Origin of the sequence: Paenibacillus sp. FSL R10-2782 (assembly GCF_038592985.1) — a bacterium.
GTDB lineage: Bacteria > Bacillota > Bacilli > Paenibacillales > Paenibacillaceae > Paenibacillus > Paenibacillus terrae_C.
Map to the genome: position 1 here is coordinate 735,984 of NZ_CP151951.1, position 11,437 is coordinate 747,420.

The following is an 11,437-nucleotide window of genomic DNA, read 5'->3' on the forward strand; positions in this document are numbered from 1 at the left end:
GGATGGAGCACGTGTCGATAGCAATAAAATAGAAAGAGCGCGGCAACTGGGATGTTCGGTGTCACGCTCTTTTTATCACTATGAAAATAGCGAAGTCTCTGTTACCGTGTCTCTATTTAGCTACCTTAATCCTGCTCAGTAACCGGACTCAGCGTTTGGCGGTATTTGAGCGGACTGGTGCCGGTCCAGCGCTTGAACTGTCTGCTGAAATGAGCCAAGCTGGAGTATCCGAGCAGGGAGGCTATCTTGTTCAGCGGCAGATTGGGCTGCTGGATTAGCACTTTCGCCTCGTGCAACTTCGTCTCCGACAGGTAATGACGCGGCGAATAGCCGTATACCTTGCGGAATACCTCCTGTGCGTATCCGGGACTGATCCCGAGGGAGGCTGCCACATCCTCAATGCGGAACGTCGGCTCGGCAGATTCATCATCCCGATAAGGCTTGAATCTGGATTGAATGGCCTCCATAATGGCCTTGGCATACTGAACGGATGAGGGCGAAAGCGTAGGCTCCATCCCGGTAGATATCATTTGCGAGAATATTCCGAACAGCTCAAACAAGGCAATTTGCATGCGAAAACGATCCGCTGTCGTATATTTTCCGTTCTCCTGCATCATGCCAATCCAACTGTGCACGACCTTTTGCAGCTTCATGTTCGTTTCAGTACCGGCCGGGAAAAAAAGCTGATTGCTCTTAATCATCTCCTGACGGAATAACGGATCGTCTATATTAAAATGGGAGCTGAAATAATACATCCCGTCTGGGGAAGCACATTGACTCACATGCTTGAATCCCGGTGGAATGATCAGAATATCCCCGACCCCAACCGAATACACATTGTTTTCCATAATCGTCTCCTGACGACCCTCCAAAATCAGTACAATTTCAAAACCGATATGCGACTCTTCTGGCATACACCAGTTTGTTTTTACCCGGTGAATATGTGCGCCGAAAAATTTTACATTCCAGTCAATATTAGGAAGCCAATGGCAATTTTCGAACAGAGCTGGATCCACTCCAGGATTCAATATCATCAGATCACCTTCGATTAGGGCAAATTTTACACCGCTTAGACAATCTCATTGTACCTAACATGTGGCTATAATAAAAGAGCGTTTACAAATCCTATACTATAAGCTTTTATATAAGATAGCACTTATATAAGGATTGATTGAAAACGGTTCCATTTTGGAATCAGGGGGAACTATGTAAACAACTTTCCAAACCGCAAAATAATGCGCATAGCACATGACACTCTACTACGAACATATTGGAGGACGATCTGATGAAAAAGCTGCTGTATGGCGTTGCTTATTATGATGAATATATGCCTTATGACCGTCTGGACCAAGATATTCAAATGATGAAGGATGCGGGCATCAACGTGGTTCGAATTGCCGAATCCACCTGGAGTACGCATGAACCGCAAAACGGAGTATTTGATTTCACCTCGGTAGACCGGGTGCTGGATGCAATGCATAAGGCGGGTATTGAGGTCATTGTAGGCACGCCAACCTATGCTGTACCGACATGGCTGGTCAAGGAGCATCCTGACGTATTGGCGACAACACCACAGGGCCCGGGTAAATACGGGGCCCGTCAGATTATGGACATTACGAACCCGGTGTACCTGTTCCATGCTGAACGAATTATACGCAAGCTGATTGGACGGGTAAGCCAGCATCCGGCGGTGATCGGTTTTCAGACAGATAACGAAACGAAGCATTACAATACAAGCGGGCCGAATGTGCAATTGCGATTCGTTAAGCATTTGCGTGAGCAGTTTGAATCACTGGAAGAGCTGAACCGCAAATTCGGCCTTGATTACTGGAGCAATCGGATCAATAGCTGGGAGGACTTCCCTTCGGTGGTCGGGACGATTAATGGAAGTCTGGGCGCAGCCTTTTCCCAATTCCAGCGCAAGCTGGTCACGGATTTCCTAGCCTGGCAGGTTGCGCTCGTGAATGAATACAAGCGGGAAGACCAGTTTGTTACGCAAAACTTTGATTTTGAGTGGAGAGGCTATTCGTTCGGCATTCAGCCGGATGTGGATCATTTTGCGGCGTCTCAGGCATTTGATGTGACGGGGGTGGATATTTACCATCCAACACAGGATGATTTGACCGGGATTGAAATTTCCTTCGGTGGTGATGTGGCGCGCTCCACGAAGAATAATAATTATTTGGTGCTGGAAACGGAAGCGCAGGCTTTTACCCATTGGGTTCCTTATCCGGGACAATTGCGACTGCAAGCGTTCAGTCATCTGGCTTCCGGGGCCAATATGGTGGCCTACTGGCATTGGCATTCCATCCATAATTCCTTCGAAACCTACTGGAAGGGTCTGCTGAGTCATGATTTTGAACCCAATCCTGTCTATGAGGAAGCACAGACGATTGGGAAGGATTTTGCAAGATTATCCCCTCATCTGGTGAACCTGAAAAAGAAAAACAAGACAGCGATCCTCGTCAGTAACGAAGCGTTAACGTCGATTAACTGGTTCAAGTTCAATATGAACAGTCCACTGAATTACAATGACATTGTACGTCGCTTGTATGACGAGCTGTATAAGCTGAATATCGGTACGGACATCGTTCATCCAGGTACGGAGTCATTTGACGGCTATGATCTCTTGATCGTACCCGTTCTCTATTCTGCACCGAATGCATTACTGGAAAAGCTGAACCGTTATGTGGAAAACGGCGGTCATGTGGTATACACGTTCCGAAGCGGGTTTACCGATGAGCATGTGCAGGTGAGAACCTCCCGGCAGCCGGGCGTGATTAGCGAAGCTTGCGGCATTCATTACAGTCTGTTCGTGGAGCCGAAAAATGTAACGCTCAAGGATAATCCTTTTGAAGTGACAGCAGAGGAGAATCAGGTGGATACGTGGATGGAGCTGATTACACCGACAACTGCCGAGGTGTTGGCCTATTACGACCATCCGCATTGGGGCAAATATGCCGCAATTACACAAAACCGTTATGGTCAAGGAACGGCGACCTACATCGGCTGTGTCGTAAGCTCGGCGGTCATTCGTGAGCTATTCCGTTCTGTTGCGAAGCAGGCGGGAGTGTGGGGAGTGGACCAGGAAGCGTCGTATCCGATCATTGTTAAATCCGGTACAAATGAGCTGGGACGGACGGTTCGGTATTATTTTAACTATTCCGAACAAGCAGGCTCAGTTGTGTATCCGCATGGAGGCGGCAAGGAGCTGATCGGACAGCAGACAGTTGCTCAAGGACAAACGCTTCAATTAGAGCCTTGGAGTGTTATAATTATCGAAGAAGCGTAAATGATGAGTAATGAGCTGAAATCGACATATAAATGAAATCATATATGTGTCCAGCCGGGAATACCCGGAAAATGAGCGCCCCTGCGTATAGCGGGGCGTTTTCGCATATGGCTGAACAGAGGAGAGCATCACTATGCCAACCCGAGTAGTCCGCTGGTTTCGGGCGCTGACAGCCCCCTATCGACGCAGCATTCAGCTCAAGCTGATTCTGACGATGATCGTCCTTTCTGTGTTGCCGGTCATCGCCGTTACGGTGCTGGCTGCGGAAAAAAGCAGAGCGTCGATGGAAACCGAAGTGGTGGAGACGAATATGTCCAATATGAAATGGACGGGAATCTATGTCAGTGACCAGTTAGATCGTCTGAACCACCTGATTTACAGCATTCAGATCAGCCCCGATCTGAGCGATTATTTGAATGAGCGTGAGCCGGGCAATCTTTCCAGCCAATTTAATGCACAGCGGAAAATGCTCAATACGCTGGCGAATGTATATTATTCGGCCGGGAGCCATGTGATCGGCATCCAGCTCTATTTGAAGCAGCCGCAAACGCTGTTTACTTTCAATGGTATGCAAAATGACATTACGACGGTGAACGGTATACCCTCTCAGTATGCTGAGATGTGGAAAGCGAATAAGGATTATTCGATTCGCACAAGCCACGCTGACCCGGAACGATTTATACTGACGCGCAGTATTCGGCGTTTTGAAGATCGGAAGCAGACGGGAGCTATTTCGCTGGATGTACTGTGGTCCCAATTCGATCAGACGCTGGGTTTGCTGGGTCAGGGGGACCAGCAGCAGGTTTTTATTACAGATTCGGATGGAAAGGTGATGTATCCGTCGCAGGTCCACCAGTCGCCTCCTGCGGAGGTATTAACAGCACTGCGTGATGTTCGGCCGGGTCCGGGAATGATCAAGACTGCTGGTAATTATGTGTTTTATAATGATTTGGATGTGGTAGGGCTGCGGCTAGTCAAAATCGTACCTACTTCCTCCATTAACCATAGCGCTTTTTCGACCATGCTGTACGGGATTATTATAGGCGGGATTTCCATATTGGTTTCGATCTGCATTGCTGTTTTCATCGCATGGCGTACAGCACGCCCGATTGTTCATTTGGCCCGTTCGGTGCAGGAACTGGATATGATCAAGGGACCTGCTGGAGAACCCAGTACACGCCCGGATGAGATTGGAATGCTGGAAAGAAGTTTGCATGGCATGGCAGGACGAATCCGCGAGCATATCCAGACGGAATACAGTATAAATTTACAAAAAAAGACGGCTGAGCTAAAAGCGCTTCAGGCGCAGATTCATCCCCATTTTCTGCAAAATACGCTGCAAATGATTGGTAGCATGGTATTTTCTCAAAAGCCGGAGGACACGTATGAGGTCATTCGGTCGCTGAGTGAGATGTTCCGCTACGTGGTACGGGAGCCGCAGGATATGGCCTCTTTACGTGCGGAAATTGACCATGTAGGCCATTATATGCGCATCCAGCAGCGACGGTTTCCGCGACGACTGGTGTTTCAGGTGGAGACGGATGAACAGGTGCTGGATGTTCGTCTGCCCAAGCTGTCGCTTCAGCCATTGCTGGAAAATGCGTTTCAGCACGGACTGGACCGTAAGGCGGGAGCATGGTGGGTGGGAATCCGAGTAGAGATTATGGAAGAAGACCTATGCATTACAGTCTGCGATAATGGTAGCGGCATGACTCACGACAGGCTGGAAGAAGTAAGGGCACGACTGGAAAATTCATCAGAGGAGCCGATCTGGGCGCAGGGCAGTCATATCGGATTAAGCAATGTGGCTTCACGCATAAGGATGAATTTTGGAGTGAATTACGGGGTGACAATAGACAGTAAGCCGGGAATCGGTACACGTGTCACCATTCGCGTTCCATTCATATCAGCAGGGGAGGGAAATGGATGATCCGAGTATTAATCGTCGACGATGAGCCGTGGAACCGGGATATTCTAAAGACATTTGGCGCATGGGAAAGGCTTGGAATGTCGGTGGTTGGCGAAGCAGAGGATGGAGATGAGGCGTTCAGGCTCGCCGGGGAATTATCCCCGCAGATTGTGATTACCGACATGCGTATGCCAGGAGCGGACGGAGTGGAGCTGCTGCAAGCGCTGAATCACCATTTTCCCGATATGAAAATTATTGTCGTGAGCGGCTATGACGACTTCGCGTATGCCAAACATGCCATTCGGTACAAGGCCGTCGATTACTTGCTGAAGCCCGTCAATCCCGTCGAGCTGAATGCGGTGCTGCTTAAATGCAAAGACGATCTGGAGGCCAAGGAAGCGGAACAGCAGCAGCAGGAGGCGGTGGAGCTGGACTATGAGTTCTTCCACAAGCTGTCCCGGTATAAGCAACTGCTGCGGCTTTATTTTAATGAGCTGAACCGGGAAGGCGTACAAATGACATGTAAGCAGGTTTTGCAGGAACTGGAGAGCTACGGGGAATCCAGTCCACATATGCTGGGCAGGCTGGTGCAGGAGCTTCTTTCCCAGCTTAAAGAGCTGGCAGCGTCCAACGGGCTGGATACGCCCACTGCCAAGGCTGGATTTCCGCTTTCGCAGGACATGCTATCCTCTGCGGATCGTGCGCTGGAGTTCCTGTCGGTATGTTATGTGCAGGAGCTGGAGCAACTCATTCGGCAGCGGAAGTATAAGAACAAGCTGAATCTGGAGGAGGTTCGGCGCTATATGGACAGCCACTTTGCAGAGCCGATTACACTGGAGCAACTGGCGAAAAACTTTTTTGTCAGCAAGGAGTATATGAGCAAGGTATTCAAGCAGGAGTATGGTCAAAATGTAACGGACTATATCGTGCAGCGGAGAATGGAAAAAGCGCGCGAGTGGCTGACAGATAAACAGATTTCGATTAAAGCGGTGGCGGAGATGGCGGGATATGAGGACGTATCGTATTTCTATCGGGTGTTTAAAAGGCATTTTGGCATGGCGCCCGGTGAAATGAGGAAGGAGCAATGATGTAGAGAGGATCACAGCCGTAGTTTAAAAAAATCCAACCCAACAGGCTAATGATGTCCAATGGCAGAAGTGACCTCCCACTTTATAATGAAAGCGTATACAAAACAAGCAGTACAAAGGAATTAGCAGCCAGTGGGTCACAGTTATTTTCAAAATAGGGGAGGTCATTTTGCATGAAATTATGGAAAGGTGTATTGAGCACAATGCTGGTTGGCACGTTGTTGGCCGGGTGTGGAGCGAATTCTTCAGGTAGTGACAGCAGCGGTTCCGGTGGAGACGGTAAAACGGTTAATCTCAAAATGTTTATCGCCCAGCCTCGTTTGAAGGAGCATTACGATAAATATATTAATGCATTCGTAGCGAAGGAAAAGAAAGATAAAAATATCGACGTTACGGTGCAACTGGAGATGCCGCCTGCCGACAATGCCCCACAAATTTTGAAGACAAGACTCGCATCTAACGATGCGCCGGATGTGTTCGCTCTGCATGCAGTGAATGAAATTCCTCCGTTCTATAAAGCGGGCTATTTGGAGGACTTGTCCGGGCAGCCATTTGTTAGCAAATTAATGGATAGCGTGAAGCCTTCAGTGACGACGAAAGACGGCAAGGTCGTGGCAGTTCCTTTGGAAACGATTTCATGGGGCTACTTGTACAATAAAAAGATATTTAAGGACCTGGATTTGAAGCCACCGGGAACACTGACCGAAATGAAGGCTGTGGTCGAGAAACTGAAAGCGAATAATGTGAAGCCGTTCCTGCTGTCCTACAAGGAATCCTGGATTCCACAGTTGTTTGTACCGCTGACAGCGGGTGCGATGATGAACACACAGAACAAGGATTTTATCGACCGGATGAATCAGGACAAAGGCTCATTTTCCGAAATGAAGAGTATGTTCGACATTATTGATCTGGTGAACAGCAACGGTACAGACAAGGCGCTGGAAATTGGCGGGGATGACGGTTCGGCGGCCTTTGCTGCGGGGAAAGCAGCGATGTGGATTCAAGGGCCATGGTTTGCGGAAACGATTTTGAAATCTGATCCGAAGATGGATTTTGGGGTAGCCCCACTCCCGATCAACGATGATCCGAATGCGACATTGATCAATCTGTCCACTTCGACTTCGCTGGCTGTATCCTCTACAAGCAAAAATAAAGAGGTTGCGCTCGATTTTGTCAACTATGTATTGGACGATAAGGATTCCAGCGCATTCTATGAAGCATTGAAATTCAACCCGATCTCTAAAGTGCATACGTTCAAAAGCTATCCTTGGGTCAATGACGCTACCGAATATGTGAAAGCAGGCAAGTCGTATCAAGATCCGTCCATTCCGCAAGCGGTCAAGGATGAGGCAGGCAAATCGCTGCAATCCTACTATGCAGGCCAGCTCTCGCAGGATGACGTGATTAAGGCGCTGGATAAGGCATGGAAATCGTATAACAAAGTGAACAAGTAAAGGAAACCTACAGAAATACATCAGGAGGGGGAGACTCCATGCCCTTTAAAATCTATAAAAAATATGTGATGCTGCTGGCGTTTACCGCCCCGGCGCTGATCTTTTACGCCATCTTCCTGCTTATTCCGACGATCAGCGGCATGTACTACAGCTTTACAGACTGGAACGGTTTGAATCCGAATTACAGCTTTATCGGCTTGGGAAACTTTGTGGAGGCGCTGAAGGAGGACCCGGATTTTCTAAATTCACTCTGGTTTACGCTCAAATATGTACTGGTCATGATTGTACTGCAAAATGTGCTGGCGCTAGTGCTGGCGGTGCTGATTGAATCACGTACGCGCACCAAAGGATTTTTTCGGACGATATTTTTTATGCCCAATATGATCAGTACCATTATTAGCGCATTTATGTGGACGTTCGTGTTTTCCTCCGTGCTGCCGCAGATTGCCGAAAAGACAGCTATCGCCTTTTTGGGCCAATCGTGGCTGGGCGATCCGAAGGTATCTTTCTTTTCCATCATTATTGTGTCGCTCTGGAATGGTGTCGGCTATATGATGATCATTTATCTGGCTGCGCTTCAGGGTGTACCGCAAAGCTTGAAGGAGGCCGCTATTATTGACGGGGCGAACGCGTTCCAGACGTTAAGAAGTGTGACGCTGCCGATGATTACCCATGCGATTACGATCTGTTTCTTCCTCACGCTGAACGGTGCCTTCAAGGTCTACGAGGTCGTCTATGGACTGACTGGCGGGGGGCCGGGGCGCAGTACGCAGGTGATTACGATGAACATTTATGAGGAGGCGTTTTCCAACAACTTCCGTTATGGTTATGCGAGTGCCAAATCTCTTATTTTGTTCGCCATCGTGCTGATCTTCACGCTAATTCAGCTACGTGTAATGAAGAAGAGGGAGGTGGAGGCATGAGGCTAAAAAAAGCCAATTCCTTGCTGGTTACTCTGATCCTCTGTGTGGGCGCTGTGGTGTCCTTCTTCCCGATCTACATGGCGGTAATTAATTCCTTTAAAACGCAGGGTGAGATGTTCGCATCCTTTACGGCGCTGCCGACGAAGCTTCATTTTGAAAATTACAGTCAGGCTTTTCACCAGACCCATTTGCTGAACAGTGCTCTTAATTCCACAATTATTTCTTTTATTGGAATAGGCGGCATCGTGATCTGTTCGGCGCTGGCGGGCTACAAGCTCTCTCGTACACGGGGAAAAATGAGCAGTGCGATCTTCTTCCTGTTTGTCGCATCCATGCTGGTACCGTTTCACTCCATTATGATACCGCTTACACGTATGGCAAAGGATTTGTCCGTCCAAGGCAGTACGTATGGCCTGGCGCTGATCTATATCGGCTTGGGTGTAAATATGGCGATCTTTTTGTACCATGGATTCGTCAAATCCATCCCGCGTGAGCTGGAGGAATCGGCACAGATGGATGGCTGTAATGAATTCCAAACGTTCTTTCGGATTATATTTCCTTTGCTGCTGCCGATCACTGTCACGATTGCGATTTTGGATTTCCTGTGGATTTGGAACGACTTTTTACTTCCATTGTTGATGCTGACGGATGTGAACCACTACACCCTGATTCTTTCGACAAACATGCTGTTCGGGGAGTATAACAAGGAATGGTCGCTCATTCTGGCTGCACTTGTACTGACCTCCATCCCGGTTATCCTGATCTATTCGTTCTTCCAAAAATTCATCATGGAGGGCATTGCAGAGGGAGCAATTAAGGGATAAAATGGAAAGCCTTCCTATCAACAAGGAAGGCTTTTTTTCTGACTCAGCTTTTTTCGCGCCAACGTTTCAATAAAAAGATAGGAAGGGTTACAAACAAAATTGCAAAGGCTACAATGATCCACCACTGAGGGTCAATGATATACAACACGACTCCGATCAGCAGGACTGTTGTTATTATGGAAATTCTCACCTTCAACATTGTGCTTTTACTCACCCTAGCTTCTAATTTTGGCAGCGTTATGAGGGTGATTGCAGTTAACACCGCAAAAAATATTGAGGTGAATGAATTATACATAATATCAGCTCCTTGATCTACCCACCCAGGATTGTTCGGATTTAATGTGATAAAACAAAAATCCTCCGTTAAGACAACTTTCACTTCGAGAAGTTAGTTTATAATTAATAATAAAAGCGTAACTGTTATCAGAGTTAGATATATACTAGAAACCAGTTTTCCCATTTCAGCTCCAAATGCTTTAGGATTTTTATATCCAATGATTAAACTGGGAATAAAGAAAATAATGGATAGAAAAAAGGTGTAGTGAAACCCAGTATTATTAACACGGTTAGACCATGCGGGCAATCCTAAAAGGGAAAGCAACTGATCCCCCAATATGTAATTGCCAAATTCAAAAGAAACAAGCATACCAAGAAGAGATAAAAGCAGTGAAAGTGATCCCCAACCTACTTTTTTTTCGTTTTTCTTTAGAAAATTGAATATAACTAGTAAAATCGCAATGGCTTGTATGCTGTATGTCAATATTGATGAAAATGAATGCTCCATGAAGGACCTCCTTGAAATTATTTGTCTATGTAATATATGAAGTAAAGTCTACAAACAATACTAGTGGCCCTTAAAGATGTGTTAGGAGCCACCAGTAAAAACTAATTTATTGTTACATAATGAGAGCCAGTTACACTTTCACTGTATACTGTCCCAGCACCTTGAAAGAAAATAACTAAACTATATCTTCCAGAGCCCTTTGTTAGCCACTTTTAAGTTGCTCATTTACAGATTCAACAACTTAAGAGTAGTTATCAAAGACCTTTTCGGTAACCACTTCTTTCATTACTTAACACAACCGTAACATATATAAGGAATCATTTGTATAATTATTTTGAATAAAATGTAAAATCATACTAAGGTACCATACTACCATATTTATCCTTTCGTTTATAAAATTACTCTCATTCAAAGCATATATTTCTATCTTTATGAAAATAAGGATCATATGTCTTGGAGGGGTGTATACAATGAATGATGCGATAATGAAAAGAGATTTAGATAGCTTAGGGAGAGTTGTAATCCCAGTGGAAATAAGAAATCGATTGGGTATCAACAAGAACACAGAAATGGAGTTTTTCATAACTGAAAGCGCTATTGTTATGCGTAGATTAGAAAGTGAATCATGTCTCCTATGCGGAGGAAACAAACAACTCATTTGCTTCAAAAAATCTTATGTATGTATCTACTGTGCAAATGGCCTCAAAGGGTAACCCAATCGCTGAAAGTCAGCTACTTTCTACATCAGGAGATATTCAAAATTTAACCGATGCACAAATGGTTAAGCTCCTGCTAAGCCTCATGAAACAATATCCTGGTGCTTCCATGAAAACCTACGCGCAGCTATTAAAGATCTCACCAACTTATGTCTCTTTCCTTAAAAGTAAGACGATTGAAATAGATCTCCTTAAGTAAGACTAAGTGTTAAAATAACTGCATGAGCGGCCTAATCACAAGTTTCCCGCCCAATCGGTTATATTTAAGCAATCGGATTTTTTTCTCTTACATAAAAATGGCGGTTATATTGATTTATGAGTTCGTCCAGGATCATAGATTGTTTTAGTACACTGGCGTGAGCGAATCCGTATTTTGCTTGCAAATCATAGAGTTTTTGCCGATCTTCCTCCAACCGTTGACGCAAAATGTCGTCTCTTATCATAATA

The 11,437-nt window shown here is 46.2% G+C and carries 10 protein-coding genes; 6 read left to right on the forward strand and 4 right to left on the reverse strand.

Going from position 1 to position 11,437, the window contains the following annotated elements:
• Positions 1-125: 125 nt before the first annotated feature.
• Positions 126-1,034 (reverse strand): AraC family transcriptional regulator, encoded by a 909-nt coding sequence (locus NST83_RS03325; protein WP_342416562.1) that lies wholly within the window; start codon positions 1,032-1,034, stop codon positions 126-128.
• A gap of 251 nt (positions 1,035-1,285) precedes the next feature.
• Here NST83_RS03325 and NST83_RS03330 point away from each other — a divergent pair, with 251 nt between their 5' ends.
• The 6 genes from NST83_RS03330 (at position 1,286) to NST83_RS03355 (ending at position 9,490) form a co-directional block, all read left to right on the forward strand.
• A complete protein-coding gene (locus NST83_RS03330; RefSeq protein ID WP_137061503.1) occupies positions 1,286-3,292 on the forward strand; it encodes a beta-galactosidase in 2,007 nt (668 codons plus the stop codon).
• 133 nt (positions 3,293-3,425) lie between these two features.
• Positions 3,426-5,222, forward strand: a complete 1,797-nt coding sequence (locus NST83_RS03335) for a histidine kinase (RefSeq protein WP_342416563.1) — start codon at positions 3,426-3,428, stop codon at positions 5,220-5,222.
• A complete protein-coding gene (locus tag NST83_RS03340; protein ID WP_342416564.1) occupies positions 5,219-6,289 on the forward strand; it encodes a response regulator in 1,071 nt (356 codons plus the stop codon). Before NST83_RS03335 ends, NST83_RS03340 begins: the two co-directional genes overlap by 4 nt.
• Positions 6,290-6,462: 173 nt before the next feature.
• Positions 6,463-7,743, forward strand: a complete 1,281-nt coding sequence (locus NST83_RS03345) for an extracellular solute-binding protein (RefSeq protein WP_137061506.1) — start codon at positions 6,463-6,465, stop codon at positions 7,741-7,743.
• Positions 7,744-7,781: 38 nt separating this feature from the next.
• Positions 7,782-8,666, forward strand: coding sequence for a sugar ABC transporter permease (locus tag NST83_RS03350; protein ID WP_137061507.1), 885 nt, complete (start codon positions 7,782-7,784; stop codon positions 8,664-8,666).
• The gene (locus tag NST83_RS03355; protein ID WP_137061508.1) at positions 8,663-9,490 is read left to right on the forward strand and encodes a carbohydrate ABC transporter permease; all 828 of its coding nucleotides are present in this window, start codon (positions 8,663-8,665) and stop codon (positions 9,488-9,490) included. The genes NST83_RS03350 and NST83_RS03355 overlap by 4 nt, the downstream gene beginning before the upstream one ends.
• A 43-nt stretch (positions 9,491-9,533) precedes the next feature.
• On the opposite strand, the gene NST83_RS03360 is transcribed toward NST83_RS03355, so the two are convergent.
• From NST83_RS03360 to NST83_RS03370, 3 genes are all read right to left on the reverse strand, one after another.
• A complete protein-coding gene (locus NST83_RS03360) occupies positions 9,534-9,785 on the reverse strand; it encodes a hypothetical protein (protein WP_342416565.1) in 252 nt (83 codons plus the stop codon).
• 93 nt (positions 9,786-9,878) lie between these two features.
• The gene (locus NST83_RS03365; protein ID WP_342416566.1) at positions 9,879-10,274 is read right to left on the reverse strand and encodes a hypothetical protein; all 396 of its coding nucleotides are present in this window, start codon (positions 10,272-10,274) and stop codon (positions 9,879-9,881) included.
• Between the two features lie 979 nt (positions 10,275-11,253).
• Positions 11,254-11,433 carry an aspartyl-phosphate phosphatase Spo0E family protein gene (locus NST83_RS03370; protein ID WP_342416567.1) on the reverse strand — a complete coding sequence of 60 codons (180 nt, stop codon included), beginning with the start codon at positions 11,431-11,433 and terminating at the stop codon, positions 11,254-11,256.
• Between the last annotated feature and the right edge of the window lie 4 nt (positions 11,434-11,437).

Excerpts from the sequence above, each read along its gene's own strand:
- NST83_RS03340 (WP_342416564.1), top strand. The coding sequence starts at position 5,219 with ATGATCCGAGTATTAATCGTCGACGATGAGCCGTGGAACCGGGATATT.
- NST83_RS03365 (WP_342416566.1), bottom strand. The coding sequence starts at position 10,274 with ATGGAGCATTCATTTTCATCAATATTGACATACAGCATACAAGCCATT.
- NST83_RS03330 (WP_137061503.1), top strand. The coding sequence starts at position 1,286 with ATGAAAAAGCTGCTGTATGGCGTTGCTTATTATGATGAATATATGCCT.
- NST83_RS03325 (WP_342416562.1), bottom strand. The coding sequence starts at position 1,034 with ATGATATTGAATCCTGGAGTGGATCCAGCTCTGTTCGAAAATTGCCAT.
- NST83_RS03370 (WP_342416567.1), bottom strand. The coding sequence starts at position 11,433 with ATGATAAGAGACGACATTTTGCGTCAACGGTTGGAGGAAGATCGGCAA.
- NST83_RS03355 (WP_137061508.1), top strand. The coding sequence starts at position 8,663 with ATGAGGCTAAAAAAAGCCAATTCCTTGCTGGTTACTCTGATCCTCTGT.
- NST83_RS03335 (WP_342416563.1), top strand. The coding sequence starts at position 3,426 with ATGCCAACCCGAGTAGTCCGCTGGTTTCGGGCGCTGACAGCCCCCTAT.
- NST83_RS03345 (WP_137061506.1), top strand. The coding sequence starts at position 6,463 with ATGAAATTATGGAAAGGTGTATTGAGCACAATGCTGGTTGGCACGTTG.
- NST83_RS03350 (WP_137061507.1), top strand. The coding sequence starts at position 7,782 with ATGCCCTTTAAAATCTATAAAAAATATGTGATGCTGCTGGCGTTTACC.
- NST83_RS03360 (WP_342416565.1), bottom strand. The coding sequence starts at position 9,785 with ATGTATAATTCATTCACCTCAATATTTTTTGCGGTGTTAACTGCAATC.